This window comes from Xanthobacter sp. 126 (assembly GCF_000526175.1).
GTDB classification, from domain to species: Bacteria; Pseudomonadota; Alphaproteobacteria; order Rhizobiales; family Xanthobacteraceae; genus Xanthobacter; species Xanthobacter aminoxidans.
On sequence record NZ_JAFO01000001.1, the window covers coordinates 3,981,118 to 4,007,329 of the forward strand.

The window sequence follows — 26,212 nt, forward strand, 5'->3', positions numbered from 1 at the left end:
GACCTACCGCCCGAAGCTGACAATCGAGACCAGGAAGCCGATGCCCGCCGCCACGCAGACATAGACGGCAAGACGCGCCGGAATGACGTCGTCGATGCCCAGGCGGACCAGCACCACCCGCACCAGCAGCGCGCCGATGATTCCGATGACGGCGCACAACAGCCAGGACGGAAAGTAGGCGCCGAAAAAGGGAATGGACGGCGCGCCAGCCGGCACGCAGCCGCCGAGCGCCATGGCCATGACGACGGTGACGGGGAGGCTTTTCATGCCGCCGATGCCCCTGCCCATATCGCGGATCAATCGATGGGACACTCGGGACGATCCTCCACCGTTGAACCCGCACAGGGATGGAGGTCGCCTCAAGGCGGTATTCCCGTGCGTCGTCCCATCTTCAAGTCTTAACAAACGGTTAACTGTAAATCAAACGGCAAAGACGTCGAAGCGCGGTTGTACGCGGCCTTTGCGCGCGGCACGAAATATGCCACCAAATGTCGTGCCCCGCGCGGTGCGAGGCTTCAGTTTCGGGGGAAACGCCGGCATGTGCACAGCGCTCGTCTACAGCGACTCAGCCGGGCGGAAGTACCTCGGCCGTACGCTCGAGCTGACCGTCGAGCTGCCGTACGAGCTGGCCTACTTCCCGGCCGGCTTTTCGGTGAGTTCGGAGGTCTCCGGCCATCCGTCTCTCGCCTATCAGCTTGATCATGCCTTTCTTGCCATCACCATGCCCTGGCGGTTGCCGACACCGGAGGCGCCGCTCGGCATCGCGGACCTGAAGGTCATCGAGGGGTTGAACGACAAGGGCGTCACCTTCAGCGTGCTGTCCTACCCGTCCGCCGCGGGCCGGGGGCAGGCGGTGGAGATGACGCGCGCCGTGCTCGCCGCCTCCGACCTCGGCAGCTGGGTGCTGGGCCGGTTCGCGTGCGTCGCGGAGGTGAAGGCGGCGCTCGACACGCAGCCGGTCGTCCTGGAGGCCCTGTCCATTCTGCAGGGGGCGGTCTCGCCCTTCCATTATGTGGTGAACGATGCTTCGGGCGCCTCGCTCGTGATCGAGTTCCACAAGGGCGAGATGCAGCTCTACGACAACCCCGTCGGGGTGATGACGAACGGTCCCCGCTTCGACTGGCACCTGACCAATCTCGACAACTACACCTTCCTCAGCAACGTCGATCGCTCGGCCGCCACCTTCGGCGGCTACGAGGCGCGCCAGCCGGATTCCGGCATTGCCACGGCCGGTCTCCCCTCGTCGAGCACCTCGGTCGGGCGCTTCGTGCGGGCCGTCTATTATACCCAGTTCGCCGAAAGGGCCGACACGCCCGATGCCGCGGTCTGCGCGCTCGCCCACATGATGAACAATTTCGATCGGCCGCGTGGCGTCTCGATCGATTCTTCCGGCGGCGGCCATATGGAGGTGGCTGGCCTCAAGGACGATGGGGCCCACCCCTACGCCACGGAATTTACCTGCTGGACCAGCCTTTCGGACCTTGGCCGGCGGCTGTTCTTCGTGCGCGACTACGCCGGCATGAACTACACGCGCCTCGACCTCGGCGCGCTCGCGGGCGTGGACGCCCCGAAGGTCATCCCGCTGCGCCGGCTGAGCGGGCTTCCGGCGGATGCCACCGGGGCACTCAAGGACGCGTAGTCCGGTCCGCGAGCAAACAGGCGGCCGGCGTGGTATCAGTGCTGGTTCCAGCCCGCCGCTTTTCCCACCATCGTCGGCGGGATGCGCCGGCGCGAACCGCCCCGCTCATCGCGGCGGCCCGGTGCGTCATGGCAACCGCAGCTCGCGACAGGTGAGCATCCGCGACACCCAGCGCCTTGCGAAGGCGGGCATCACGCCCGCCGGCGGCAGCGTCGGTGACAGCTATGACATTGCTTGCGCCGAGACGATCAACGGCCACACAAGGCCGAGGTCCATCAAGCCGCTCGACAATGAGGACATGGCCCGCCTTTTGCCGGCACGGCGACGCGGGAGTCCACTTGATCCCCATGCGCCCGAATTCCGCCCGGCTGCGCACCTCGGCCTCGGAGAACGGATGGCCTGCCGGCGCGCCTTCCACGCCCGGTAACGCCCTGGGCGAATGGAACCATCCGCCGGCACCGCGGCCGTTCCGCGCCATTCGGGCGCCGCTACAGCTCGCTTGACAATATACTATATAGCATTTTATCTTTCACTACATATCACAAATGCAATTCGCCGCGCGGCGTCCCGTTCGGACACTGTCGAAGGCGAAACCAGAGCCGGAACAACGAGGGGGCCGATGAACGCTGCCGCCATGCATCCGAAAGACCAGACGTATCCGCCTTCACAAACGAGGCCATTGCTGGAGGTGTCCGGGGTCACGCTCCAGTACAAGACCCGCGATCTGCTCGTCACGGCCACCCGCGACGTGAGCTTCGAAGTCTATCCGGCCGACCGCTTCGTGCTGCTCGGCCCTTCCGGCTGTGGCAAGTCCACCCTGCTGAAAGGCGTCGCCGGCTTCTTGAAACCGGTGGCGGGCTTCATGCGGCTGAACGGCCAGATGATCGACGGCGCCGGCCCCGACCGCATGATGGTGTTCCAGGACTTCGACCAGCTGATGCCCTGGAAGACCGTGCTGGAGAACGTGATGTTCCCCATCCTGGTGAGCCGCCGCTTTCCCCGCGCCGAAGCTCGCGCGCGGGCCATGGCCAGCATCACGAAGGTCAAGCTCGGCAAGTTCGCGGATGCCTATCCGCACATGCTGTCCGGCGGCATGAAGCAGCGCGTGGCCATCGCCCGTGCCATGGCCATGGAGCCCGCCATCCTCCTGATGGACGAGCCCTTCGCCGCCCTCGACGCCCTGACGCGCCGCCAGATGCAGGACGAACTGCTGCAGCTTTGGGACGACACCCGCTTCACCGTCCTGTTCGTCACCCACTCCATCGAGGAGGCGATCGTGGTCGGCTCGCGCATCCTCGTGCTCTCGCCCCATCCCGGCCAGGTAAAGGCGGAGCTGAACGCCCACCAATACGGGCACGACCATCAGGGCGGCAGCGATTTCATGGCCCTGTCCCAGAAGATCAACACCATGCTTTTCGCCGAGGGGCACCATGGCTGAAATCACCCCCTTGCCGGTCGCCCGGCTGTCTCCGCCGATCCGGCCGGAATTCGAGCGGACGACGCCCCCCGTGAGCGATGCGGCCGAGATCGAGCGCCCGCTCTCGCTCTGGGAGCACCTCGCGAACATGGAGGGGGTCAGGCGCGGTGCCATCGTCGTGGCGCTGATGGTGGCCTGGCAGGTCTATGCCATCTGGCTCTCCAACCCGCTGATGTTCCCCACGCTGACGGATACCCTGCGCGCCTTGTGGGATGGCCTCATCCACGGCGTCCTGCTCCAGCGTATCGGCGCCACGCTCCAGGTGCTCATGACGGGCTATGCCATCGGCATCGCCCTTGCGGCCATGCTGACCACCTTCGCCGTCTCCTCGCGGCTGGGCGCCGACCTTCTGGCGACCCTGACCGCCATGTTCAATCCCCTGCCCGCCATCGCCCTCCTGCCGCTGGCGCTGCTGTGGTTCGGACTTGGTATTCCGAGCCTCGTCTTCGTCATCGTGCATTCCGTGCTTTGGGCGGTGGCCCTCAACACGCTGACGGGCTTTCTGGGCGTCTCCGAAACCCAGCGGCTGGCCGGCCAGAACTACGGCCTGCGCGGCGTGCGCTACGTGGCGCTGATCCTGATCCCGGCCGCATTCCCCTCGATCCTCTCCGGATTGAAGATCGGCTGGGCCTTCGCCTGGCGCACGCTGATCGCGGCGGAGCTGGTGTTCGGCGTGTCCTCGCGCTCCGGTGGCCTCGGCTGGTTCCTGTTCGAGAAACGCAACCAGCTGGAGACGGATCAGGTCTTCGCCGGGCTCACCTGCGTCATCATCATCGGCCTGCTGGTGGAAGGACTCATCTTCCGCACCATCGAGGCCCGCACCATCCGCCGCTGGGGCATGAGCCGCGGCTGACCTCACCCTGCACATACAACCCAAGGAAAAGAGCAGCCCCATGCGTATTCGCCTTCTCGGCACAGGCACGCCCACGCCGTCCCTGCGCCGCATGTCCTCCGGCTATGTGATCGAGACCGGCAACGACGTGATCGTCATGGACCACGGCTTCGGCGCCCATCATCGCCTGCTGGAGCTGGGTATCCCCGCGACCAAGGTGACCCACCTCTTCTTCTCCCACCTGCACTATGACCATTGCGGCGACTATGGCCGCCTGCTGCTGACGCGCTGGGACCAGGGCGCCGACCGCATTCCCGAGCTCAAGGTGTTCGGGCCGGCGCCCATCGCCGACATCACCGAGCGCCTGTTCGGGCTCGATGGCGTGTACAATGCGGATCTGGTGGCGCGTACGTCGCACGGTTCGAGCCTCGATCTGTTCAAGGCCCGCGGCGGCACCCTGCCCCGGCCGCGCCCTGCCCCCGAGGTCACGACACTTTCGCCCGGCGACGTCATCAAGGGGGATGGCTGGACGCTGGAGACGGATCAGGTGAACCACTTCCAGCCCTTCCTCGTGACCCTCGGCTACCGCCTGACGACGCCCGAAGGCGTCTTCGTCTATTCCGGCGACAGCGGGCCGGCGGAGAGCATGCACGTGCTGGCAAGGGATTGCGACGTGCTGGTGCACATGTGCCATTACCTCTCGGGCACCAATTACAGCCCGGATTTTTCGCACAGCTGCATGGGGCATATGGAACTGGCGGAGCTGGCGCGCGATGCCCGGGTGAAGAACCTTGTGCTCACCCACATCACCGAGCAGTTCGACCGGCCCGGCCTCAGGGAGCGTGTGGTCGCCGACATCTCGCGTGTCTATGGCGGCAACATCTTCTTCGGCGAGGATCTCATGGAAATCCCGCTCAAGGGACCGCAGAACGACCGCCTGCTCTGAGACGTTGAAAATGGGAACGCGGCGCCTGCGGGCGTCGCATTTCATCGATCGCAAAACGAGACGCCGAACTGGCGCGGAACCTTCCAGACAATGAGGGGATCCAGATGAAACATTTTGCCCGGCTGGCCGCATTGGCCGTCGCTCTTGCCGCCAGCATCGCCCCGCCCCTCGCGAGGCCCGCCGCGGCGGCCGAGGTGCGTGTCGTGAGCGGTCTCGGCCTGTGCTATTTGCCCATGATCGTCGCGGCGGAAAACAAGCTGATCGAAAAGCATGCGACGGCCCTCGGCCTGCCCGATGCCAAGGTGGTCTACACGCAGCTGACCAGCGGCCCGGCCATCACCGATGCGCTGATCTCCGGCAATGCCGACATCGCCATGGCCGGCACGTCGGTGATGCTCAATCTGTGGGACAAGACGGTGAAGTTCGCCCCCGTGAAGGGGATGATGGCGATCTGCGATTCCCCGATCTATTTCAACACCATCGATCCCGCGATCACGTCCATCAAGGACTTCAAGCCCACCGACCGGATCGCCATGGCCGCCGGCAAGGGCACGCAGCATGCGCTGATCCTGGAGATGGCCACCGCTCAGGCCTTCGGCTTCGACCAGCGCAACAAGTTCGACACGCTGGCCATCACGATGTCCCATCCCGACGGCGTCGCCGCGCTGCTCTCGGGCGGGGCCGTCGCCAGGACGCATGTGACGACTGTGCCCTTCATCCAGATGGAGCTCGCCAATCCGAACGTGCGCACCATCCTCAGCTCCTATGACGTCACCGGCGGCGCCAACACGCTGATCACCGCCTATGCCAATGACAAGTGGCGGGCGGCGAATCCCAAGCTCTACGCCGCGACCTATGCGGCGCTGACCGAGGCGATGGGCCTCATCGCCGCCGACAAGACCGCGGCGGCGGAGGCGTTCAAGCGGTTCGACAATTCGAAGCTGTCGGTGGCCGAGATCGTGGCGATCCTCAATGATCCGAACATGATGACCTTTTCGCCGACGCCCCGGAAGGTGATGGTCTTCGCGCAATACATGCACAAGACCGGCTTGCTGAAGAACCTGCCGACCTCCTGGAAAGACGTATTCTTCAGCAACGTCCATGATCTGCCCGGCGATTGACCCCTCGTGGCGGGCACCGGACACGCCAAGTGCCGGCGCCTTGCCTCCTTGGGGGAATGTCAGTACCACCGCCCTCTCACCTGCGTTCGGAATCTCCCATGACAAAGCCTCGGGTTCCGCGTGCGACGCACGACAAGGCAGATGCCGTGACCAAGGCTCCGGCGTCCCAGGCGGGCCACGACTTCTGGCGCCGCTTTGCGCCGAAGGACCCCGGCCAGTCCCCCAAATACCTCCAGCTGCGGGATGCGGTGCTGGCGGGAATTCGCGAGGGATACTGGAGCCTTGGTGACCGCCTGCCACCGGAGAAGGATCTGGCGCTCGCCACCGGGCTCAGTCTCGGCACGGTGCAGAAGGCCTATCGCGAGTTGGTGCAGGATGGGGCGGTGGACCGCAAGCAGGGGCGGGCCGGCAGCTTCGTCAATCGCGAGCCGCGCCAGGTGGACACGGTCTGGCACTTCCTCTTCAGCGACGAGCGGCGCGAGAACTTTTTCCCCGTATTTCCCCAGGTGGACCGCATTCACCGGCACAGGAGCCGCGGTTCCTGGAACATGCACATGCAGTGGGTGGAAGACGAAGTGGTCGAGATTGACCGCATCGTCGACATCGGCCACGAATTCCTCGTCTACAGCCAGTTCATCATCGATGCGCGGGTTTATGACCAGGCGCGCAAGGACAAGCGGACGGCACTGGAAGGCGTCAATCTGCGCCGTGAGCTGAACCTGACGGTCCAGCGCATGACGTATGACATCCGCATCGAGCCGCTGCCGCGCGACATCTGCTCCAAGATCGGAGTGGAAGCCAAGACCATCGGCATGGTGGTGGAAATCTTCAGCTCGGCGAGCCCGGCGCATTACGGCTCGTTCCAGCGCATCTTCGTCCCGCGCACCCAGTTCTTCATGCGCATCGACAGCCAGGCGCCCCGGTCCGCGTGAAAGCTCCCTCAGGCGAGGGGGGAGACGCGGCGGCGGCGTCCTGTGACCGGCAAAGGCGGAGATCGGGAGCTATCCCAGATAACTCTCGATCACCGCCCGGTCGCGGCGCAGTTCTTGGGCCGGTCCGCTGAGGGCGACGCGCCCGCGCTGCAGCACATGGGCCTCGTCTGCCGTATCGAGCGCGAGCAGGGCGAGTTGCTCCACCAGCAGCACGGCGAGACCATCGTCGGCAAGGTTCCGCAGCGCCTTGAGGATGGTCGTTACCACCTGCGGCGCGAGCCCGAGGGACGGCTCGTCCAGCAGCAGCACCTTCGGCCGCATCATCAGCGCCCGGCTCACCGCGAGCATCTGCTGCTCGCCGCCGGAGAGGTTGCCGCCGAGGATGTGCTGGCGCTCCTTCAGTACGGGGAAGCGCGCGAACTCCCGCTCCAGCCCCTGCGCAATGGTGTCGGCGTCGAGACCGGCCACGCGGTCGGCGCCGATCACCAGATTGTCGCCCACCGTCAGGCCGGGAACGATCTGGCGCCCCTGAGGCACATGCACCAGTCCCGCGCGCGCCAGAAGATGAGGCTTGATGCCGGCGCTCGGCTTGCCGCCGAAGCGGATGGTTCCCGAGCGCGGGCTGACGATATTGGAGAGCGTGCGCAGCAGCGTGGTCTTGCCCGCGCCGTTGGCGCCGATCACCGTGACCAGGCGGCCGGGCGCGAGGCGGAGCGACACGTCATGCAGGATGCCCACCGGCCCGATGGCGACAGCGATGTGATCGACCTCGATCATGCCGCATCCTCCACGGCGCCGAGATAGGCGCGAATGACGTTGGGGTCCTTCTGCACCTCAGCCGGCGTGCCGCAGGCAATCCGGTTGCCGAAATCGAGCACGGTGACGCGATCGGCAAGGCCCATCACGAACTCCATGTTGTGCTCCACCAGCAGCACGCTGATGCCGGCGTCCCGGAGCTTTCCGACGATGCGCGCCACCTCCCGCGCCTCCTGCGGGTTCACGCCCGCCACCGGCTCGTCCAACAGCAGGATGGCGGGCTTCTGGGCGATGGCGCGGGCCAGCTCCACCAGCTTGCGGTGCCCATAGGACAAGTCCTTGGGCTTCATGTCCGCAAGGGTGCCGATGCCGAGGAAGGCGAGGATGGAGGCGGCCTCCGCCCGTTCGCGGGCCTCATGGCCCCTGCCACCGAGAAAATCGAGCACGTCGGCAAGGAGGCCTCGGCGGCGCTCCATCCCCAGCATCACGTTCTCCAGCACGCTCACGCCCTGGATGAGCTGAAGGTTCTGGAAGGTGCGCACCAGCCCGAGGCGCGCGCGGCGATGCGCCGGCAGTTGGGTCACGTCCGTACCGTCGATCAGGATGCGGCCGGCAGTGGGCGCATAGAGGCCCGCCACCACGTTGATGAAGGTGGACTTGCCGGCCCCATTCGGGCCGATCAGCGCATGGACCGTGCCGGGCTCGACCGAGAGCGTTGCGTCGCGCAGCGCCACGACGCCCGCATAGCTCTTGGTCACGCCCTCCACGTCGAGCCGCTCGGCAGCCCGGCCGCGTGCAGCAAGGGCCGGAAGGAAGGCCGAAACCGCATCCGCCGCGACGCCGCTCTTCGCCCGCCGCCGGCCGAACAGGCCGATGGCGCCTTCGGGGAAGAGGAGCAGCACCACCAGCAGGATGCCGCCATAGAGCATGAGCCCGATGTCGTGGACGGCGGCGATGGCTTCAGCGATGCCGATCAGGATCGCCGTTCCGAGCAGCGGCCCCGCCGAACGCCCAAGCCCGCCGATGACGGTGGCGATCAGCAGCGAGATCGTGAGGCGGATGTTGAACGCATCGGAAGAGATGAACCCGCTCTGATGTGCGAACAGCACGCCCGCCAGCCCCGCCAGCGCGGCACTGGCCGCAAACACGCCGATGCGCCAGAGCGGCACATTGAGCCCGACCGTCGCGGCGAAAGATTCGCTTTCCTTCACCGCATTGAGACGCCGCCCGATGGAGGATCCGAACACGTAATCGCTGGCGATCTGCACCAGCAGCAGCAGGCCGGCGGCGAACCAGAAGAAATAGGTTGGCCCCATGCGGAAATTGCCGAAGTCGACCTGCGGCACGCCCATAAGGCCCATGGTTCCACCGGTCACGCTCACCCAGCGCTGGGCCACGATCTCCACGATAAAACCGAAGGCGAGCGTCGCCATGGCGAGGTAGAGCCCCCGCGTGCGGAGCGCCACCGCCCCCACCAGCAGCCCGACGACAAGGCACGCGGCGAGCGCCATCGCCATGGAGACGGTGAGCGGCCAGCCATAGGTGGTGGCAAGGATGGCGGAGACGTAGGCACCCACGGCATAGAAGCCGCCGTGACCGAGCGACATCTGCCCGGAGAGCCCCAGCAGGATGTTGAGGCCGATCACCGCGATGGCGGTGTAGGCGAAGGTCTGCCCCACATGGACGAAGAAGGGGTTCGGAGCAACCAGCGGGAATATCGCGATGGCGGCGGCGGCAAGGCCATAGACGGCGAGGCGGGGAATGCGATGCATCTGGGCCTCCTCAACGCACGTCGGCACGTCGCTCGCCGAACAGCCCGGACGGGCGCACAGCGAGGAGGGCCATGACGAAGAGCAGCGGGTAGAGGTCGCCGAAGGCGCTGTCCCAATAGTTGGAAAATGCCTCCGCGACCCCGAACAGCAGGCCGCCGACCAGGATCCCGACGGGATTGGTGAAGCCACCCACCGCCGCGACCGCCAGAGCCTTGATGGTGAAGATCAGCCCCATGTGCGGATGCACCGACACCAGCGGCCCGACGAGCACGCCCGAGATGCCGGCCATCAGCGCGGCGAGCACGAACACCAGCACCACCACGCCGCGCACATCGATGCCGAAGAGGGAAGCCGCCTCCGGATTGAACGCCACCGCATAGACGGCCTTGCCCCAGCGCGAGCCGAACAGGAACCAGTAGAAGGCGCCCACGACGACGAAGGCGGTGATGATGATCGCCGCCTCCTCGAAGAAGATGCCGACGCCGAAGATGTTGATGACGTTGTCGCGGGTCTTGGAGAACAGGGGCGGCGCATATTGCGCGGACTTGCCGAAGCCGAGCTCGACGATGTTCTGGAGGATCAGCGCCGATCCCGCGGTGGTGAGCACCCAGGAATAGGCCCCGGCGCGGTCGCCGAGCCGGTCCAGGGGGCGGATGGCGAAGCGCTCCAGCAGATAGCCGAGCACGCCCATGATGACGAGCACGCCGAGCACCGCGAGGGGCGCCGGAACGCCCGCGGTGAGCATGCCGATGGAGGCGAAAGCGCCCACCATGAGGAAATCACCCTGGCCGAAATTCAGTCGGTGGGTGGCAAGATGGGTGATGAACAGGCCCTTGGCGGTGAGCGTGTAGATGGCGCCCATCGCGATGCCGCTGACGAGGAGCTGGAAGAAGTTGAGGAGGGTCATGACGCCCCTCCCCGGCCGGGCGGAAGGGACGGATGCGGTTCGGGCGGTCTCGTGTGCATGCGTTCTCCCGGAGGCTTTCTCCGGCCGGTCTTGCGCCGGCCTCGTCGTGCGAAAACTCAGCGGCCGGCGTCGGCCGGCGCGAACAGCGCCATGCCAGCGGTTCCGCCGCAGACGCGCATGCGGGCACCGAGCGGCGGCGCTTCGGCCTCCTCGAACGGCACACTCGCAAGGCGCCCGGTCAGGCGCACACCGCAGTCGAGGTCCACCACCGCCACCGCATAGGGTCCATCCGCCTGGAAGCGGGTCGGCGGGCGGCGCACCAGCGCCCAGGAGACGAGCACGCCGTCGCCGTCGACCGTCACCGGTTCCATCCTGGGGCTGTAGCAGGAGGCGCAAAGCTCGCGCGGGCCCGGATCGAGCTGGCCGCAGTCGGCACACCGCAGGATCTCGATGGCAGGCGAGGCGGAAAGGACGGAGGACATGGGCGGGTTGTGATCCAAATGGCTGTGATCGATTGTGAAGAACTCAGCGACCCTGGAAATCGGCCTCGCGCTTCTCGCGGAAGGCGGTAGTGCCTTCGACGATGTCCTGGCTCTGGCCGAGATCGTAGAAGGAGCGGGATTCGAGCCGCAGGGCCTCGCCCATGGGCATGCCGACCGCACGGCGCATCACCTCCTTGGCGAAGCGGTGGGAGAGGGGCGAGCGCTTCGCCAGCATCTGCGCATAGTCGAGGGTGAAGGCCACCAGGTCTTCGGCCGGCACGATGCGATTGACGAGGCCGATGCGGAACGCATGCTCGGCGTTCACGCGATCGCCGGAGAGGATGATCTCCATGGCATGGCCCAGCCCGACGATCTGCGGCAGCCGGATGAGCCCGCCGTCACAGGCATGAAACCCCCATTTGGCGTCCTGCAGGGCAAATTCCGCGTTGGGCGCGCAGAAGCGGAGGTCGCAGGCGAGCGCCAGCTCGAAGCCGCCGGAGATGGCGAAGCCGTTCACCGCAGCGACGATGGGCTTGTCGATCTCCACGGAGCGGGTGATGCCGCCGAATCCCGGGCCGTTGGTGTAGCGGGTGCGGAACTCCGGGGCAGGCGTGCGGGCGAAATTCACCGTGTAGGTCTTGAGGTCGGCGCCGGCGCAGAAGGCCTTGTCGCCCGCGCCCGTGACGACCGCCACGTGGGCACCGTCACCTCGGTCGAAGTCACGAAAGACTTCAACCAGTTCGTCATTGGCGGCGAAGTCGAGGGAGTTCATCACCGCAGGGCGGTCGATGGTGATGAGCCAGACCTTGCCGTGGCGGTCGCAGCGAATGTCGCCCATGGGATGTTCCGATGCTGTTGCGGGGGGCGCGCTCAGGCGTCGGTGGCGCGCAGGATATTGACGGTGCAGGCGACGCCCGTGCCGCCGAGATTGTGGGTGAGGGCCACCTTCGCCCCCTTCACCTGGTTGGGGTGCGCGCCGCGCAGCTGGAGCACGCTCTCATAGATCTGGCCAAGGCCGGTCGCCCCCACCGGATGGCCCTTGGCCAGCAGCCCGCCGCTGGCGTTGATGGGCCTGTCGCCGTCGACGGCGGTGCGGCCCTCGGCGGCATAGGCGCCCCCCGCACCACGCGGCATCAGGCCGAGATCCTCGGCATCGATGATCTCCGCGATGGAGAAGCAATCGTGCAGTTCCACGCAGCTCACCTCGTCGGCGGTGATGCCGGCCTGCGCATAGGCCGCCTGTGCGGCAGCAACGGTTGCCTCGAAGGTGCAGAGGTCCGGATGGCCGGCGAGGCGTGCGCTGCCGCGCGCCTGCGCCGAGGTCAGCACTTGCACCGGCTGCGGGATCACGTCGCGCAGGCGATCGCCGGCGACGAGCAGCACGGCAGCCGCACCGTCGCTGGCCGGGCAGCAATCGTAAAGTCGCAACGGATCGCAGATGAGGCGGGCGTTGCCGATCTCCTCGACGGAGAGCTGCGCGCCCATCTGGGCGAGCGGGTTCCGCAGGCCGTTGCCCTTGTTCTTGCGCACGACGGCAGAGATGTCGTCCCGCGTCGCGCCGTAACGCTGCTCATAGAGGCGCCAGGCGAGGCCGAACAGGCCGGGGAAGGTGAGCCCGCTCACCCCGTCACTGCGGAAATCCATGGCGCAGTTGAGCGCCGAGGTGACGGCCGCCGTGTCGGCATGGGTCATCTTCTCCGCGCCCACGGCGAGCGCCATGTCGCACATGCCGGTCGCCACCGCGAGATAGGCGTGGCGGAAGGCGATGCCGCCGGAGGCGCAGGCACCCTCCACCTTGGTGCAAGGAATCTGCGGCAGGCCGAGCCCGTCCGCCACCAGCCCCGCCAGCACCTCCTGCCCGAGCAGCGGCCCCGCGACGAAATTGCCGAGATAGAGGGCTCCGACGTCACCACGATCGAGCCCGGATTCGCGGATTGCCGCGTCCGCCGCGCGGATGGCGAGGGCCTCGATGGACGTTTCCAGGTGACGGCCGAAGGACGAGGAGCCGATGCCGGCGACGAAGACCGGCCTCATGAGGTGGCTCCCTTATCCATGACAGGCGCAGCGGCATCGGCCTCGGCAAGCTGGCTGCGCAGCTCGGTCTTGAGGATCTTGCCGTAGTTGTTCTTCGGCAGCGCCGCCTCGAAGCGGTAGCGCTTGGGTCGCTTGAAGCGGGCGATGTTGTCGAGGCAGAGCTGGTCCAGCTCCGAAGCGTCGACCTCCGCCCCCGGGCGTACGGCGACGAACGCCACCACCTCCTCGCCCCAGTCGGGATGGGGTGCGCCGATGACGGACACCTCCAGCACGCCTTCATGGCGTAGCAGCACCTCCTCCACTTCGCGGGGATAGATGTTGCTGCCGCCGGAGATGATGAGGTCCTTGGAGCGGTCGCGCAGCGTGAGGTAGCCGCGCGCGTCAAGGCTGCCGACATCGCCGGTGTAGAGCCAGCCGTCGCGCAGGGCGGCCGCCGTACCGGCGGGGTTGTTCCAGTAGCCTTCCATCACGCAGTCGCTGCGGGTGATGACCTCGCCCACCTCGCCGGGCGGAAGATCATGCCCGTTCTCGTCGACCACTCGCACCTCCTGCCCAGAGCGGGGGAAGCCGCAGGAGCCCAGCACGGCGTCATCGGCCGGAGCACCATCGGCGCGCACATGCAGCGCCTTCGGCAGCAAGGTGATGGTCATGGGGGACTCGCCCTGGCCGAAGATCTGGCACACCTTCGGGCCGATGACGCGCAGGGCCTGCTTCAGGTCGGCGACGTACATGGGCGCGCCGCCATAGTAGATGGTCTTCAGGTTGGACAGATCCGCGCAGAACGTCGCCGGATGGTTCACCATGCGCGTGAGCATGGTGGGGGCCGCGAAAATCGCGACCTTGCTGTAGCCCGCGATGGCCTCCAGAACCTCCTCCACATCGAAACCCGGCAGAACCACCTGATGCGCGCCCTTCATCAGGAAGGGCAGAGCATAGAGGCCCGCGCCGTGGGAGACCGGCGCGCATGCGATGTGGGTGTCATCGGTGTCGATGGGATCGACATCGGCATAGTAGGCGAGCGACATGGCCAGGAGGTTGCGATGGCTGAGCATCGCACCCTTGGGCTTGCCGGTGGTGCCGGAGGTGTAGAACAGCCAGGCGCGTTCTTCCGGCGCCGCATCCTCGCAGGCGATCGGCTCGGCGGCGACAAGGCGTGCATAGGCCTCGGAGCCGGTCGTTATGATCGCGAGCTCGGCGAGGGCATCTATCTCGGCCGCAAGGGCCTCGGACAGGCCGGGGGTGGTGAAGAGTGCCTCGGCCTCCGCATCTGCCGCGATGCCGATCACCTCGCGCGGATGCAGCTTGGCGTTGACCGGCACGGCGCACAGGCCGGCGATCCAGCAGCCGAGGAGGCATTCGAAGAAGGCACCGGTGTTCTCCATGAACAGCACGACACGCGCGCCCGGCTTGAGATCCATCGCGCGCAAACCGCCGGCGATCCGGGCCGGCCGCTCGGCGAAGGCGGCGTAGGTGAGGGTACCGTTGGCGTCGGTGATCGCGGATTTGTCCGGCAGGCGTCGCGCGGGCTGCAGGATGAGCGTGGCGATGCTCATCGCCCCCTCTACCATTTAGTAGTTATATTTACTTATGAGTCAGGATAGCTGTTTTGCGAGTTTTATGCAAGCATGCGACACAGTATTTGTTCGAAGGTCGGTGAGCCGGATGCGTTCTCCGGGAAGCCGGTCCTTGTTATCGCCGAAAGCAGGACCTGCCAGTTCATGAGTGACACTCCCAGCGCGGCGACCCGCGCTCCCGCGCCGGGGCGTGCGGCCTTCGACAGAGACGAGCAGCGCCGCCGCAAGCGCGAGGCGGTGCTGCGGGTGGCGGCATCCGCCTTCAACCGCCGCGGCTTCGCCAACACGTCCATGGATGATGTGGCGTCGGTTCTCGGCGTGTCGAAGCCGACGCTCTACCAGTATTTCAAGAGCAAGCAGGAGCTGCTCTACGCCTGCCACCAGGTGGCAATGGACAATGGCGAGGCGGGCCTAGCCCTCGCCGCGGCCCATGACGGGACGGGCCTCGAAAAGCTGATCATCTACCTGCGTCGCTACATGGAAGGTATCTTCGGCGACCTTGGAAACTGCACGGTACTCACCGACGTGGATTCGCTGGCACCTGAAGATCGCGCGAACGTCGTGGCGCGCCGAAAGCGCATCAGCGCCGCCACGAAGGAACTGATCGCCCTTGGCGTCGCCGACGGCTCCATCGGCCCCTGCGACCCGAAGCTCGCGAGCCTGTTCGCCCTCGGCGTGGTCAACTGGATTCCGGCCTGGTACCGGGACTCCGGCCCCAACACGCCGGAGGAGATCATGGAGAGCTTCGCGGCGCTCCTGATCTCCGGCCTTGCGGCCCCGGCGTCGCCGAAGCCCACGCGCAAGAGGTCGAAGCCACAGGCCTGACCCCCTCCCCCTCGCGCCGCCGGACCGTGATCGACCCGGCGGCCAGAAAGGCGCGGCTACTTCTGGGGCATCACTTTCGGCGCGGGCACCACCGTGTCGCCCTTCCAGATACCGAGGAAGATGTCGCCCTGGCCGAGGCATTCGTGATCGTTCGGCCCGAACGGCTTCGCCGGCGTGGCGGAGACCGCCTGGACGCCTTCGATGTTCTCGATGGCGTCCCGCAGCTTCGCCGGGTCCGACTTGCCGACCTTGTCCACGGCGGCGAACATGATCTGGCCTGCGTCATAGCCGAGCGCGGCGACAACCGGCCAGCGATAGTCCTTGCCGTATTTCTCGGTCATGCGCTTGTTGAAGGCCTGCGCCTTGGGATCGGAGAGGTCGAGAGCCTGGCCCATGGCGGTGCCCTGGATAGCTTCGACGCCCACGATGTCCTTCACCTTCAGCGAGGAGAGGCCCCAGTTGCCGGCGAAGGTCGGCTTGTAGTCGAGACGCGGCAGGGGCCGATAGGGCAGCTCGAACGACTCGTGAAAGTGCAGGATGAGATCGACGCCGGCATCGCGCATCTTGATCATCTGTGGCGTCAGGTCGTTGACGCCCGGCGCCGCCGCCTCGACTGCCGCAAGCTCCACGCCGCGTGCCTTCAGGCCGGCGGTCGCCTCCTGTGCGGCGAATTTGCCGTAGCCGGTGGTCGAGTGCAGCAGGCCGATCTTCTTGTAGTTCTTCACCGCCCAATCGAGGATCGCGTCGATCTGATACTTCTCGATCATCGAGCAGCGGAAGATGAAGCTCGGTTTCTGGTCGATGAACTTGGTGGTGATGTCCGTGGCGGCTGACGGCCCGGCGATGAGCGGCACGCCGGCGCGCTGGAGCAGGGGGGCAAAGGCCATGACATTGCCGCTCGACACCGTGCCGATGACGCCAGCGACGCCATCGTTCTGGATCAGGCGCTGGACCACCGAAACGGCGCGTTGGGGATTGGCCTCGTCGTCATAGACCACAAGCTCGATGGGCGTCTTGCCGCCCTTCGCCTTGTAGTCTTCCAGCGCCAGCTTGACACCTTGCAGGTAGCTCTCGCCGAAGTCGACGATGGCCGGCGGTCCGCTCAGGCCTTCCACCACACCGATCTTGACCGGCGTCTGGGCCCGCGCGGCGCCAACCGGCGCGAGCAACAGCGCCATGGCGGCGCCCGCGAGCAGCGCGCCTCCTCCTGATCCCGTCCGAACCATGCCCGCTCCTCCCCATCAAAGCTCATCGGCTCCGCAGTTCAAAGCGACTGCAAAACTCGTGAGTAAGTTTTATATCTTTATAGTAGGGGGCATCGGATCAAACTGCGCACCGCAAGGGGGAAGTGCCCCCGAACGCAAACCGGCCGGAGCTCGGTGCGGTCCGGCGGGCATGTCGCAGTGTCGATCTCGCTGGCGCAGGTTTCCTGTCCAAGGGACGCGCCTCGGCTGGACACCGGCGGAGGGTACGGTGCGAGCCGATGGTGCTCCCGCCGATCACGTCAGGGCGCTTGAACCTGAGATCGGCCGCTGGCGGAATTTGGCTTCAAGGGAGGAGGAGCACGGCCGGCCCGAGGGCCGTCAAATGATGTTGTGCTTTTTCAGCCGATAGGCGAGCGTCGGGCGGCTGATGCTTAGGAGGCGCGCCGCCAGGGACAGGTTGCCTTTCGCCTGTTCCAAGGCGAGACGCAGTATGCGGGCCTCGGTATCTGCGAGGGGCCGGAGCGCATCGCGCTCCTCTCCCGCGTCGGGATCGTCCGCCTGCGAGCTCCGCAGCAGCGCACCGTTCTTCTGCACGACGAAGGTGGTGTCCGTCACCTCCTCGCCCGTGGTGAACAGATGGCACAGGTCGAGCGCCCCCCCCTCGTCGGCGAGGATGACGGCACGCTCCACCAGGTTTTCCATCTCCCGCACGTTGCCCGGCCATTGGTAGGTGATGAGGGCGTCCACCGCCCGCTCGCGGAAGCCGGTGACGCTCTTGCGGTGCTTCGCGCACGCGCGGCGCATGAACCAGTTCATCAACAGGGGGATGTCGTCGCGCCGGTCGCGCAGCGGCGGCACACGGATGGGGAAGACGTTGAGGCGGTAGAACAGATCCTCGCGGAAGGCTCCCTCCTTCACCGCGTCGCGCAAATTGACGTTGGTGGCCGCGATCACCCGCACGTCCACCTTGCGTACGCGGGAATCGCCGACCCGCTCGATCTCACCCTCCTGCAGCGCACGCAGCAGCTTGCCCTGCGCCGTGTAGCTGAGGGTGCCGATCTCATCGAGAAACAGGGAACCGCCGTGGGCGCGCTCGAACCGCCCCGGCCGCGACACCGTCGCGCCCGTGAATGCGCCGCGTTCAACTCCGAACAGCTCGGATTCGATCAACTGCTCGGGGATGGACGCACAATTGACCGCCACGAACGGGCCCTTGGCGCGGCTGCTGAGGCGGTGGAGATTGTGGGAGAATATCTCCTTGCCCACACCGCTCTCACCCAGGAAAAGCACGGTCGCCTCGGTGGGCGCGACCTTCTTCACCAGATGGCAGACAGTGTTGAAGCCGCTGGAAATGCCCACCATGCCGAAATCATTGTCAGGCAGCGTCCCATCAAGGGCCGCGAGGCGGGCCGTGGCGGGCAGCTTTCCGCCCTCCGTCGGATTGAACTTCACGAAGTCGCCGATCTGCAGGAAGCGGAGATCCTCGCGCGCGTCCTCGCCCCATTCCTCGGCCGGGCGGCCGATGACCCTGCAGCGGGTGTGGCCGGTGCATTTGCATTCCATCTCGCGCCAAAGGATCGGCCGCCCCATGAAGGTGCTGGTGTAGCCGCAGGCATAGCCCACAAGCATCCAGCAGGCCGGCTCATCGCCGAGACCGTAGCTTGCAATATGGGCTTCCGCCTCGGCGCTGTCGATGAGGTAGAAATCGCCGAAATAGCGGCCATTGCCCACGTCGATATCGAGCGCCACCGGCTCGCAATGGACCATGCCCTCGAGCGAGACGAGCTGTGGCCCGGCGAGGAAGCTATCCAGCGTGCTCGATCCGGAGCGCAGCTTCTTCGCCATCTTGGCGTCGTTGGCACCCGCCTGGTAGCCGATGCGGGTGATCAGCCCGCGGGCAGTCTCCTTGCCGAGGCTCTCGATCAGTTCCTGGCGCAGGGCTCCCAGGGAACTGACATGCATCAGCATCATGCGCTGGTCGTCGAGCCGGATGCGCCCCTGCTGGGGCGCAAAGCGCAGGCGATCGGCGAGGTCGTGGATCTCCGGGACATGGATGTCGGAGAGCCCGGCCTCCGCCCGCGCCCACACGTCCGGCTCAGCGGCCTGCACATCCCTCGGCAGACCGGGCTGCCGGTGGGGGCGACGCTTCAGTCGCGCGCTCCGCTCCTCTCTCATGGCGATGCGTTGTCTCTCCCTGGTCAGCTTCTTGTTTTGACGCCGGCAGTGCAGCCGGTCGCTTTCCTCACCCCGTCCCGGCCGCGGATCGAAAAGCTCAGAAGAAGCGATCGAAATGAATCCGTGCGATGGGAACGGTCCACTTGACGACCAGGAGCTTCTGCAACGCCTCCGTCATCGGCGGCGGGCCGGCGAAATAGAACTCGCTTTCCTCCGCGCGCGGCCCCACCGCACGTTCCACCTCCTCATGGACGAAGCCACGCACCCCATCCCAGTCGCTGCCGTCCGCCTCGGCGGAGAGAACGGGCGTGTAGACCGTAACGCGATCCTGCGCTGCGCCCATGAGAGCGGGGAAGCACAGATCCTCGCGCGTGCGCGCCCCTTCGAAGACGAACAGACGGCGCCCGGGCGAGGCCGCGACCACAGCCCGCGCCACCGACACCACCGGGCCGATGCCCGAGCCGCCGGCGATGCACACCACGTCACGCCGCGCCTCGGCTCGAAAATGAGCGTGGCCGTAGGGGCCGTCAAGTTCGAGCGTATCACCGATCGCCAGGGTGTCGAACATGGCATTGCTGCCCCGTCCGCCGGGCACCCGGCGGATGACGAAACGCCACTCGCCCTCCCCGTTGGGCAGGTTCGACATGGAATAGGCCCGCGCCCCGTCCGTCCCAGGTGGGCGGAACACGGCGTATTGGCCAGCGATGAAATGCGCCGGCTCCGCCGTCTTCAGCACGAACTCGGCCATGCTGGCGGTGACGGGGCGGCGCGCGACGAGGACCGCCGTCATCGGGAGCGGCGGGACCGGCGGGCGATATTCCTCACCAGTACGCACTTTTATGGTGCAGTCGGTACGCGGCCGCGACTGGCAAGCGAGGCGCTTGCCTCGACGCCGGTCGCGCTCGGAGAGGCCCGGCGCCCCGTCCCACAGACTCTCCATCTCGCCCGAGACGAGGTCGAAGCGGCAGCTGCCGCATCCGCCCACACTGCAATCGTAGGGGAACCCAACGCCTGCGCGCAGCGCGCCCCTCAGCAGCGTGTCCTCGCCGGCACAGACGTCGAAACCGTCCCCGCCCTCAAGTGTGATGCGATGGCTCATGGACCCGAAGCCCCCTCTCAGGCGCCGAGGCCGAGGCCACGGCGATAGGCGGCCACCGCCCCCTTGGCCGCGTTCGCGCCATCGCGGGCGTCGGGCAGGCGGGCGCTGTAGGCGTCGATGGCGGCATCGCCGAGCGGAGCCCATTTGGCGAGCCAGTCGTTGAGCACCTGCCGGTTGCCGTCTGCCTCGAGCATCATAGCGACCAGCGCCGAGGTCCAGCGGCGGTGCCGGTCGGCATCGAGCAATTGCGCGTCGCACAGCAGGCCGAGGAGGGTGTCGCCATTGTGCCGCGCCGCCTGCCCGAGCCCGCGCAGCACCGCTTCCTCCAGCGCCGGGCGGGCGACGAGGTTCATGGCCACGAAGTGCTCGCCCCAGTCATAGGTGGCAAGGCCGGTCTCCACCAGCTCGCGGAACCCCTGCCAGGCGGAATCGGTCTCCCAGATCGCCCGTTCGCCGATGCCGAAGCCATGGTCGCCGAAGCTCTTGGCCAGCTCCCGGGTGCGGTAGGCGGTGTGGGTGAGCCAGCGCAGGGAATCCGCCGTCTGGTAGGTGGCGACGTTGGAGATGGTGGAGGCCGGCGCCATCTGGCACAGATAGGCCGAGCCCATCTGCAGCGTGTGGAAGAGATAGCGCACCGGCGCGTAGATGCGCGCGAGGTGCCGCACCCACGAACGCTCCAGCATGGCGTCGTGGCCGCGCTCGGAGAACTGGTCGAGCAGGCCGAAGACATAATTCTCCTGGCCGTCCTGAAGCATGTTGTAGGTGCGGTAGACCATCTCGTCGGGGTCCCGGAAGGCATTCCAGTCGGGATGCTTCAGCGGGCAGTCATTGCGATAGGTCTTGTACCATTGCGCCGGCGGAAAGTTCGGGTCGAGCTCGAACGGCGCGTCCGGCCGATCGGTCGTGTAATGCAGGTTGGTGGAGACGATCTCGTACTCGCTCGGCTTGCGGCGGCGGGCAGCGAGGTGGCTCCAGGTCTTCAGCGGCTGGGCGATTGCGGGCTGGTTCATCGTCTTCCCCCCGGGTTCAGAGTGTTTTTTCGTAGTAGAAGCGGACGTGATCCTCGGTCATCTCGATCCGTCCGGCGAAGGAGCCGAGGTTGATCTCCAGTTCCTGCATGCGGAACGGCCGCCCGAGAGTGCGTTCCAGCGTCTCCCGGCGCAGGATCATCTCGCCCTCGGTATCGATGCGCACGTAGGCGAGCTTGTCGTCCACGTTGATGGTCTTGCCGGGATTGTCCTCTTCGGCCGCCTCGATGACGCCGGCCGTGAGCGGACCGGCGCGCAGGATGGGGCCGACCCGGTTGTTGCGGTAGCCATTGGCCACGTCCTTGACTGTCACGTTGGTCTCCTCCCGATGCATTCGTTGCAGCCCTCGGCGATCGGCCGGAGCCATGGGTCTTGGGGCGACGTCGGTACGCGGTGTGCGTTGCCTTGCGACGGCGCCGCGCGGGCTTCAGGTGTGGGCGAAGCGGGGCTCGACGCCTTCGGTCGAAACGAGGATGGATTCGCCCACCACCTTCACCGGATATTCGGCCAGGTGGCAGTCCTTGGGATTCACACCGCGGCCAGTGCCGGCATCGAAGGTCCATTGGTGGGCGCGGCACATGAGAACCCCACCCTCCAGCCTGCCTTCCGACAGGGGAATGTCCTGATGAGGACAGATGCCCTGAAAGGCGCGGATGTCCCCGCCCTCCGGCCAGACGAGCAGGATCACCTGCCCGTCCACCTCTACCTCCGCCATGTCACCTTCCCAGAGGTCGTCGAGCGTTGCAGCGAGCTTGAAACTCATGATCCCTCACGCATCGCAAAAAATGAACTCAAGGGTTTCCATGGGGCGGATGCCGCTCTCGGCGAGCCGCATGTCGCGCGGGAAGAAGTCCTCGGCGCCCTGCCGACGCACGCGCACCACCTTGTCCGGCCGCGGCGCCACGCGCACGCCCACCGAATGCCCGGCGGCGGTGGCGGCGACCTCGTCCATGGTGTTCTCGGTGTCCACGGGAACGAGCAGCAGCACGAAGTCGTGCTGGAAATTGGAGATGACGGGAAACAATGCCATGACGGGCTCCTGATCCGGCCGATGCGGCCTATCGGTTGGAACGCGCGCACCTTCCCTTGCCGCGGCGAAGACCGCCGCGGCCGCAATGGCACCCGCGATATTCGTGCTCGAAAACGCCTACTCGGCAGCCATTCGGCCGCGGTAGGCATCCACCCACGCGTAGCCGTGGGCATCGTCGCCAGATTCGCCGGGCTGGAGGTTCATGTAGGTGAGAGCGCCCAACAGGTCGGCGGGCTGGATCTGACCCGCGAGGAAGCGATCCACCAGTGACATGTGTCCGCGGTAGCGCTTCGGATCCTGCTCGAAGATCCAGCGATCGATCTCGGAATTGAAGTGGTAGAGCCTGCCCTCATAGTCGAGTGGATAGTCCTTCACGTTCCAGCCGTTGCCCGGAATGGCGCAGATCGGGATCTGGCTCATGTTGCACACGATGGGCAGTGTCTGCGGCATGGTGCGTTCGGGATGGCTGGCCACCAGATTGTCGATGATGACGTCCCAGGCCTTGCCGAAGGTGTCGTTCCAGCCGGGATACTTCTCCTCCAGCCAGTCGCGGCAGTCGGGCGTAACGCCCGCCGCCGGGTTCCACCACAGCGTCGGCCGCCAGAACCACAGGCCCATCTGGTAGGCGTGGTGCTGATAGTCGAACTCCGCGATCATCTTGTCCCAATACCAGGGCAGGTCGAGACCGAGGTCGATCAGCGAGCGCTCGAACTGGTCGACGATCCACTCCTGCATGAATTCCTTGAACGACTGCTTCCGGTGATGGAGCGGCGTGTTGTAGTCCATCGACGGGCCGGTAAGGATGCAGAAGATCCGCCAGGCCCGGCCGATTGCGATGTCCACCAGCTTCTGCGCTTCCGACTTGCGGCCGTTGGAAATCAGCACCTGGAGTGCCGGGCCGCCGATCTGCGCGTGGCGGGATTCGTCGGTCTGGATCGAGGAGATGAGGCTCGAGAAAGTATAGTCGCCGGCCTCGGCCGCATCAGCCGCGAGCCCGAGGAACTGCATGTTGGTGAAGCCGGTCTCAAAGGCGAAGGTCAGCATGACCGCAATCTCGGTCGCGCTTCTCGCCATGAACAGGTCGTCGAAGGCGTGGCGCGCGGCGATCGCAGCCCATTCGTTGGTGTGGTAGGCCTTGTGGCCCCAGTCGAACTGGCGGTCCTTCGGGCAGTATTCGTGCGGGAAGAACAGCTGCAGTTGGGCGTGGCGGTTCTCGTCCATCATGCCGAAGGTGGCCATGTTGCGCATGCCCGGCGCGCGGCCGAAGCGGGCCATGCGGGCCTCCGCGCTCATCGCCGCATATTCGCCCAACGCAATGGCGCCGTAGTGCGATTTCAGGATCGAGCGCCAGCCCGGATCGGCATCCTCGAAGATGCGGCTGCGCTGCAGCGCAGCCTTAACCGAATAGGCGCCGGCATCCTTCTCGCGCTGGACGCTGACATATTCGGGGAAGGATGTCTTGTAGGGCTCGTCATAGACCTCCCACTTCTCCCCCGGCACCCCCTGCGCCCCGGTCATGACGTCCGGGAAAAGGTCTTCATCGGTGACGAATTTCGGCGTCCAGTTGGTGGAACGCGCGATGTCGTACCACTCGGATCGATCGAGCAATGCCATGGCATCTTCCTTGGGCTTGTCTGTCATGCAGACGGGTCGGTTGTGCGGACTTGTTTTTTATTGGCGACCGGAGAGCTTCCGCCACTACGCCTCCTCCGTTCAGCAAGATGAGTGCCAGCATCCAGATCAGACTGGCGATACCGCTCTGCAGCATTGCTCCTGCTGCGCTACCGCTATTCCATTTCAATACTTTTTTTGGGACGCAAGGCCCGTCTCGGCTGCATCGCGGGGCCGGCGGGTGCGCCGCACACAAAGAAGACCCGCCGCGCCTGGACCCCATCTCGTTGAATTGGTGAAAACCCCTGAGATTGGAGTTGAGGCATTTCACCATTTCGTCAAATAGACAGATCATCTATCAGGTCGCCCGATCTACAAGGAGGCGCCACTCCGAATGTCTATCTATCGACAAGGGAGTGAGCCCAGCCTCAAGCACAGCTCCGCGCAGAATTACAGAGAACGCAAGGTGCCATTCTGCGGACATTGCTGCACGCCCGCAGGGCAAGACTCTGGCCTTCCGCCATCGACCTCAAAAGCGGTAAGTTACACCCGTGAAGAGCACCAGGGGATCGAGCTTCACATCAGCCGAAATGGGCATGCCGCCGAGCGTGCCTGTGGCGTCCACCGACAGGTAGAGCTTCTTTACATCAACGAACACCGCCCAGTTGCGGGCGAGGATGTAGTCCACGCCGGCCTGAAGCACGAAGGCGGGCGCGCCGTTCACCGACAGGTTCTGCACCGTGCCGGACGTGGAATTGAAGATGAGGCCATAGCCGAGGCCGACACCCACATAGGGCTGTATCGGGCCGAAATTCTTGAAATGATAATGCGCCGTCAGGGTCGCCGGGCCATACGTGACCTTGCCGAGGGTGCCGAGCGCCGTCGCAGTGCCTGTCCCGGTGAGGCTCGTGGTGGGCGGATAACCTCCGGTCAGGCTGACCGCGATATTGTCGGTGAAGAAATAGCCCACCTCGAACAGCGCGGTGACATTGTTGTCCGCGTGTGCGGACGCGCCGGTCACGGGGCCCATGGAGGAGTTGATGGTGGCACCGGAATCGAACAGCACGCCGCCGACACCGAGCCGCACATACCAGGACGGGTCCGGCAATGCCGTTGCGGCGGGTGCGGGCGCCGCCGCAAGATCGGCCGCGTTGGCGCCGACCGGAACGGCCACCGCGGCAGCAAATCCCGCTCCGGCGAGGAGCGACCGCCATCCTGTGTTCGACGTATTTCTCATATCCCCCTCCAAGTTCGTTGCTTTGCCGCGCCGTGCGTGATGCCGGCCCGTGCCAATTGAACCCACGCCCCTCAGACGCCCCGGAAGACCGGGCTTTTCTTCTCGGCTCCGTCGGATGCGGTCAGGAACCGTTCGGTGAAGATGTGTTTCTCGAAGAGCCGCCCGCGCATCAGAGCGCCGATGGAGGCCTCGATCATGGGAGGCGGACCGCACAGATAGGCGCTCTGCCCCTCGAACCTGCCGTCGAACACTTGCTCCGCCACCTCGTGCACGAAGCCCCGCGCGCCTGCCCAGGCGCTGTCCTCGGGCTCAGAGGAGAGCGCCGGCACGTAGCGGAAGTTGGCGTGGTCGCGTGCGAGGCTCTCGAACAGCTCGTGATCGTAAAGGTCGCGCTCGGCCCGCACCCCATGGACAAGCGTGATGGGGGCGCTCCAGCCTTCTGCGAGAAGGTCGAGGATCATCGATCGCGGGCTCGACACGCCGGTGCCTCCGGCGAGGAACAGCAGCGGCCCTCCGCGGCTCTTGCGCACGAAGAAACGGCCGTAGGGCCCGGAGAAGCGCACCCTGTCCCCGACCTTGAGCTGGTCGTGAACCCATCCGGTCCCCTCCCCGCCCGGTACGCGACGGATCTGCAGGTCCACGTGCCCGCCCTCATGCGGGGGATTGGCGATGGAGAAGGCGCGCGTGCCCGCCACGGCAGGAATCTGCAGGTTGATATATTGCCCCGCCTGAAACGCGATGGCGTCGTCGAGGGCGAGACGCACGCCTTTCACGTCGTGCGTCAGGTCCTCGATCCGCGCGACGGTGGCGCTATGGTCGGCGACGGGGTTGCGGCGCTGGTCCGGATCCTCGTCGATCTCCGCCTCGATCACCACGTCCTCCACAAGGCGCGCGGTGCAGGCCAGCGTCTTGCCGTTGGCCCGCTCGAAATCCATCAGGGCAAAGGGAGAGGCCTCGGCATGGTCGACCTGCCCGTCCACTACATCCACCTTGCAGGTGCCGCACAGGCCGTGTCCACAGGCGTGGGGCAGCCAGATGCCGGCCCTGAGGCAGGCGTCGAGGATGGTCTGGCCGTCCTCGACGGTGATGACCTCGCCCAGCGGCTCGATGGTGAGCTGATGCCCCATGGCCGCCACCTCAGCTCGCCGTGCCCTTCCAGCCGTGAAGGCCGGGAGTCTTGAAGCGCACGAGGGACTTGTGGCCGAGGCCGTTGGCCTCGAGGGAAGCGGAGAGGTCGGGCACCATCCTCAATCCGTCGATCTGCCACTCCGCCTTGCTCCAATCGATGCGCGCAGCATCAGAGTGGGCGGCATAGGCCGGCGCGATCACGTCCGACACCAGTGCGCCGAACGGCATGACCGGCGGCAGCGGGAACGCAATGGCGGCGCAGAAGGAGAGATGCTCCTCCCAGTGCACGTAGACCAGGATGTTGCCGTGGAAGTTCTTTCGCGCATCTCGGACCGTCACATGGTCGAGGTATTCAGCATTGTCGAGTGCGTTGAGCATTATAATCCTCCCTGCGGACGCCGC

The 26,212-nt window shown here is 66.1% G+C and carries 26 protein-coding genes and 1 pseudogene; 8 read left to right on the top strand and 19 right to left on the bottom strand.

All coding sequences use genetic code 11. The annotated features are described in order from the left end of the window. Positions 1-3: 3 nt before the first annotated feature. Positions 4-288 carry a YtcA family lipoprotein gene (locus tag XAN126_RS0118905; protein ID WP_024280140.1) on the bottom strand — a complete coding sequence of 95 codons (285 nt, stop codon included), beginning with the start codon at positions 286-288 and terminating at the stop codon, positions 4-6. 250 nt (positions 289-538) lie between these two features. On the opposite strand from XAN126_RS0118905, the gene XAN126_RS0118910 reads away from it, so the two are divergent. From XAN126_RS0118910 to XAN126_RS27290, 7 genes and pseudogenes are all read left to right on the top strand, one after another. Then, a complete protein-coding gene (locus tag XAN126_RS0118910) occupies positions 539-1,639 on the top strand; it encodes a linear amide C-N hydrolase (protein ID WP_024280141.1) in 1,101 nt (366 codons plus the stop codon). A gap of 112 nt (positions 1,640-1,751) precedes the next feature. Beyond that, positions 1,752-1,895 (top strand): annotated as a pseudogene (locus XAN126_RS29165) (IS3 family transposase); the annotation flags it as partial. A 378-nt stretch (positions 1,896-2,273) separates the two neighbouring features. Continuing rightward, entirely contained in the window at positions 2,274-3,077 is an 804-nt protein-coding gene (locus XAN126_RS0118920; protein WP_155982456.1) for an ABC transporter ATP-binding protein, read from the top strand. Next, positions 3,070-3,969, top strand: coding sequence for an ABC transporter permease subunit (locus tag XAN126_RS0118925; RefSeq protein WP_024280143.1), 900 nt, complete (start codon positions 3,070-3,072; stop codon positions 3,967-3,969). The genes XAN126_RS0118920 and XAN126_RS0118925 overlap by 8 nt, the downstream gene beginning before the upstream one ends. Positions 3,970-4,009: 40 nt before the next feature. After that, positions 4,010-4,894: an MBL fold metallo-hydrolase gene (locus XAN126_RS0118930; protein ID WP_024280144.1), complete on the top strand. Its 885-nt coding sequence runs from the start codon at positions 4,010-4,012 to the stop codon at positions 4,892-4,894. 104 nt (positions 4,895-4,998) lie between these two features. Continuing rightward, positions 4,999-6,015, top strand: coding sequence for an ABC transporter substrate-binding protein (locus tag XAN126_RS0118935; RefSeq protein ID WP_024280145.1), 1,017 nt, complete (start codon positions 4,999-5,001; stop codon positions 6,013-6,015). A gap of 146 nt (positions 6,016-6,161) precedes the next feature. Further along, complete coding sequence (locus tag XAN126_RS27290; RefSeq protein WP_024280146.1) at positions 6,162-6,947, top strand: GntR family transcriptional regulator; 786 nt, start codon at positions 6,162-6,164, stop codon at positions 6,945-6,947. Positions 6,948-7,016: 69 nt separating this feature from the next. Here XAN126_RS27290 and XAN126_RS0118945 read toward each other — a convergent pair whose 3' ends face one another. The 7 genes from XAN126_RS0118945 to XAN126_RS0118975 all read right to left on the bottom strand — a co-directional run bounded on the left by XAN126_RS0118945 (position 7,017) and on the right by XAN126_RS0118975 (position 14,451). Then, positions 7,017-7,724: an ABC transporter ATP-binding protein gene (locus XAN126_RS0118945; protein WP_024280147.1), complete on the bottom strand. Its 708-nt coding sequence runs from the start codon at positions 7,722-7,724 to the stop codon at positions 7,017-7,019. Further along, positions 7,721-9,475 (bottom strand): branched-chain amino acid ABC transporter ATP-binding protein/permease, encoded by a 1,755-nt coding sequence (locus XAN126_RS0118950; protein WP_024280148.1) that lies wholly within the window; start codon positions 9,473-9,475, stop codon positions 7,721-7,723. The genes XAN126_RS0118945 and XAN126_RS0118950 overlap by 4 nt, the downstream gene beginning before the upstream one ends. Before the next feature lie 10 nt (positions 9,476-9,485). Next, complete coding sequence (locus tag XAN126_RS0118955) at positions 9,486-10,382, bottom strand: branched-chain amino acid ABC transporter permease (RefSeq protein WP_024280149.1); 897 nt, start codon at positions 10,380-10,382, stop codon at positions 9,486-9,488. 116 nt (positions 10,383-10,498) lie between these two features. Next, the gene (locus XAN126_RS27295) at positions 10,499-10,864 is read right to left on the bottom strand and encodes an OB-fold domain-containing protein (RefSeq protein ID WP_024280150.1); all 366 of its coding nucleotides are present in this window, start codon (positions 10,862-10,864) and stop codon (positions 10,499-10,501) included. A 43-nt stretch (positions 10,865-10,907) separates the two neighbouring features. After that, entirely contained in the window at positions 10,908-11,702 is a 795-nt protein-coding gene (locus XAN126_RS0118965; RefSeq protein ID WP_024280151.1) for an enoyl-CoA hydratase-related protein, read from the bottom strand. 32 nt (positions 11,703-11,734) lie between these two features. Next, a complete protein-coding gene (locus XAN126_RS0118970) occupies positions 11,735-12,898 on the bottom strand; it encodes a beta-ketoacyl synthase N-terminal-like domain-containing protein (RefSeq protein WP_024280152.1) in 1,164 nt (387 codons plus the stop codon). Then, the gene (locus XAN126_RS0118975; RefSeq protein WP_024280153.1) at positions 12,895-14,451 is read right to left on the bottom strand and encodes an AMP-binding protein; all 1,557 of its coding nucleotides are present in this window, start codon (positions 14,449-14,451) and stop codon (positions 12,895-12,897) included. The genes XAN126_RS0118970 and XAN126_RS0118975 overlap by 4 nt, the downstream gene beginning before the upstream one ends. A gap of 165 nt (positions 14,452-14,616) precedes the next feature. On the opposite strand from XAN126_RS0118975, the gene XAN126_RS0118980 reads away from it, so the two are divergent. Then, positions 14,617-15,297: a TetR/AcrR family transcriptional regulator gene (locus XAN126_RS0118980; RefSeq protein WP_024280154.1), complete on the top strand. Its 681-nt coding sequence runs from the start codon at positions 14,617-14,619 to the stop codon at positions 15,295-15,297. A gap of 56 nt (positions 15,298-15,353) precedes the next feature. Here the strand turns inward: XAN126_RS0118980 and XAN126_RS0118985 are convergent, their stop codons facing one another. The 11 genes from XAN126_RS0118985 to XAN126_RS0119035 form a co-directional block, all read right to left on the bottom strand. Next, positions 15,354-16,523, bottom strand: a complete 1,170-nt coding sequence (locus XAN126_RS0118985) for an ABC transporter substrate-binding protein (RefSeq protein ID WP_081762702.1) — start codon at positions 16,521-16,523, stop codon at positions 15,354-15,356. Positions 16,524-16,880: 357 nt separating this feature from the next. Next, entirely contained in the window at positions 16,881-18,677 is a 1,797-nt protein-coding gene (locus XAN126_RS0118990) for a sigma-54-dependent Fis family transcriptional regulator (protein ID WP_081762703.1), read from the bottom strand. A gap of 97 nt (positions 18,678-18,774) precedes the next feature. Further along, a complete protein-coding gene (locus XAN126_RS0118995) occupies positions 18,775-19,776 on the bottom strand; it encodes a 2Fe-2S iron-sulfur cluster-binding protein (RefSeq protein WP_024280157.1) in 1,002 nt (333 codons plus the stop codon). A 17-nt stretch (positions 19,777-19,793) separates the two neighbouring features. After that, positions 19,794-20,786 carry an aromatic/alkene monooxygenase hydroxylase subunit beta gene (locus XAN126_RS0119000; RefSeq protein WP_024280158.1) on the bottom strand — a complete coding sequence of 331 codons (993 nt, stop codon included), beginning with the start codon at positions 20,784-20,786 and terminating at the stop codon, positions 19,794-19,796. Between the two features lie 16 nt (positions 20,787-20,802). Next, positions 20,803-21,117: an MmoB/DmpM family protein gene (locus XAN126_RS0119005; RefSeq protein ID WP_024280159.1), complete on the bottom strand. Its 315-nt coding sequence runs from the start codon at positions 21,115-21,117 to the stop codon at positions 20,803-20,805. A gap of 114 nt (positions 21,118-21,231) precedes the next feature. Then, a complete protein-coding gene (locus XAN126_RS0119010; protein WP_024280160.1) occupies positions 21,232-21,567 on the bottom strand; it encodes a Rieske 2Fe-2S domain-containing protein in 336 nt (111 codons plus the stop codon). A 6-nt stretch (positions 21,568-21,573) separates the two neighbouring features. After that, positions 21,574-21,834 (bottom strand): toluene-4-monooxygenase system B family protein, encoded by a 261-nt coding sequence (locus tag XAN126_RS0119015; protein WP_024281450.1) that lies wholly within the window; start codon positions 21,832-21,834, stop codon positions 21,574-21,576. A 117-nt stretch (positions 21,835-21,951) separates the two neighbouring features. Continuing rightward, a complete protein-coding gene (locus tag XAN126_RS0119020) occupies positions 21,952-23,448 on the bottom strand; it encodes a YHS domain-containing protein (protein ID WP_029877423.1) in 1,497 nt (498 codons plus the stop codon). Positions 23,449-23,974: 526 nt separating this feature from the next. Then, a complete protein-coding gene (locus XAN126_RS0119025; RefSeq protein WP_081762704.1) occupies positions 23,975-24,682 on the bottom strand; it encodes an OmpW family outer membrane protein in 708 nt (235 codons plus the stop codon). Between the two features lie 71 nt (positions 24,683-24,753). Beyond that, positions 24,754-25,809 (bottom strand): 2Fe-2S iron-sulfur cluster binding domain-containing protein, encoded by a 1,056-nt coding sequence (locus XAN126_RS0119030; RefSeq protein WP_024280162.1) that lies wholly within the window; start codon positions 25,807-25,809, stop codon positions 24,754-24,756. A gap of 10 nt (positions 25,810-25,819) precedes the next feature. Continuing rightward, positions 25,820-26,188 carry a phenol hydroxylase subunit P4 gene (locus tag XAN126_RS0119035; RefSeq protein WP_024280163.1) on the bottom strand — a complete coding sequence of 123 codons (369 nt, stop codon included), beginning with the start codon at positions 26,186-26,188 and terminating at the stop codon, positions 25,820-25,822. Positions 26,189-26,212: the final 24 nt, after the last annotated feature.

Bases quoted from the DNA above. Each gene is read 5' to 3' on its own strand.
- XAN126_RS0118905 (WP_024280140.1), bottom strand. From the start codon at position 288: ATGGGCAGGGGCATCGGCGGCATGAAAAGCCTCCCCGTCACCGTCGTC.
- XAN126_RS0118910 (WP_024280141.1), top strand. From the start codon at position 539: ATGTGCACAGCGCTCGTCTACAGCGACTCAGCCGGGCGGAAGTACCTC.
- XAN126_RS0118920 (WP_155982456.1), top strand. From the start codon at position 2,274: ATGCATCCGAAAGACCAGACGTATCCGCCTTCACAAACGAGGCCATTG.
- XAN126_RS0118925 (WP_024280143.1), top strand. From the start codon at position 3,070: ATGGCTGAAATCACCCCCTTGCCGGTCGCCCGGCTGTCTCCGCCGATC.
- XAN126_RS0118930 (WP_024280144.1), top strand. From the start codon at position 4,010: ATGCGTATTCGCCTTCTCGGCACAGGCACGCCCACGCCGTCCCTGCGC.
- XAN126_RS0118935 (WP_024280145.1), top strand. From the start codon at position 4,999: ATGAAACATTTTGCCCGGCTGGCCGCATTGGCCGTCGCTCTTGCCGCC.
- XAN126_RS0118945 (WP_024280147.1), bottom strand. From the start codon at position 7,724: ATGATCGAGGTCGATCACATCGCTGTCGCCATCGGGCCGGTGGGCATC.
- XAN126_RS0118950 (WP_024280148.1), bottom strand. From the start codon at position 9,475: ATGCATCGCATTCCCCGCCTCGCCGTCTATGGCCTTGCCGCCGCCGCC.
- XAN126_RS0118955 (WP_024280149.1), bottom strand. From the start codon at position 10,382: ATGACCCTCCTCAACTTCTTCCAGCTCCTCGTCAGCGGCATCGCGATG.
- XAN126_RS27295 (WP_024280150.1), bottom strand. From the start codon at position 10,864: ATGTCCTCCGTCCTTTCCGCCTCGCCTGCCATCGAGATCCTGCGGTGT.
- XAN126_RS0118965 (WP_024280151.1), bottom strand. From the start codon at position 11,702: ATGGGCGACATTCGCTGCGACCGCCACGGCAAGGTCTGGCTCATCACC.
- XAN126_RS0118970 (WP_024280152.1), bottom strand. From the start codon at position 12,898: ATGAGGCCGGTCTTCGTCGCCGGCATCGGCTCCTCGTCCTTCGGCCGT.
- XAN126_RS0118975 (WP_024280153.1), bottom strand. From the start codon at position 14,451: ATGAGCATCGCCACGCTCATCCTGCAGCCCGCGCGACGCCTGCCGGAC.
- XAN126_RS0118980 (WP_024280154.1), top strand. From the start codon at position 14,617: ATGAGTGACACTCCCAGCGCGGCGACCCGCGCTCCCGCGCCGGGGCGT.
- XAN126_RS0118985 (WP_081762702.1), bottom strand. From the start codon at position 16,523: ATGGTTCGGACGGGATCAGGAGGAGGCGCGCTGCTCGCGGGCGCCGCC.
- XAN126_RS0118990 (WP_081762703.1), bottom strand. From the start codon at position 18,677: ATGAGAGAGGAGCGGAGCGCGCGACTGAAGCGTCGCCCCCACCGGCAG.
- XAN126_RS0118995 (WP_024280157.1), bottom strand. From the start codon at position 19,776: ATGAGCCATCGCATCACACTTGAGGGCGGGGACGGTTTCGACGTCTGT.
- XAN126_RS0119000 (WP_024280158.1), bottom strand. From the start codon at position 20,786: ATGAACCAGCCCGCAATCGCCCAGCCGCTGAAGACCTGGAGCCACCTC.
- XAN126_RS0119010 (WP_024280160.1), bottom strand. From the start codon at position 21,567: ATGAGTTTCAAGCTCGCTGCAACGCTCGACGACCTCTGGGAAGGTGAC.
- XAN126_RS0119015 (WP_024281450.1), bottom strand. From the start codon at position 21,834: ATGGCATTGTTTCCCGTCATCTCCAATTTCCAGCACGACTTCGTGCTG.
- XAN126_RS0119020 (WP_029877423.1), bottom strand. From the start codon at position 23,448: ATGGCATTGCTCGATCGATCCGAGTGGTACGACATCGCGCGTTCCACC.
- XAN126_RS0119025 (WP_081762704.1), bottom strand. From the start codon at position 24,682: ATGAGAAATACGTCGAACACAGGATGGCGGTCGCTCCTCGCCGGAGCG.
- XAN126_RS0119030 (WP_024280162.1), bottom strand. From the start codon at position 25,809: ATGGGGCATCAGCTCACCATCGAGCCGCTGGGCGAGGTCATCACCGTC.
- XAN126_RS0119035 (WP_024280163.1), bottom strand. From the start codon at position 26,188: ATGCTCAACGCACTCGACAATGCTGAATACCTCGACCATGTGACGGTC.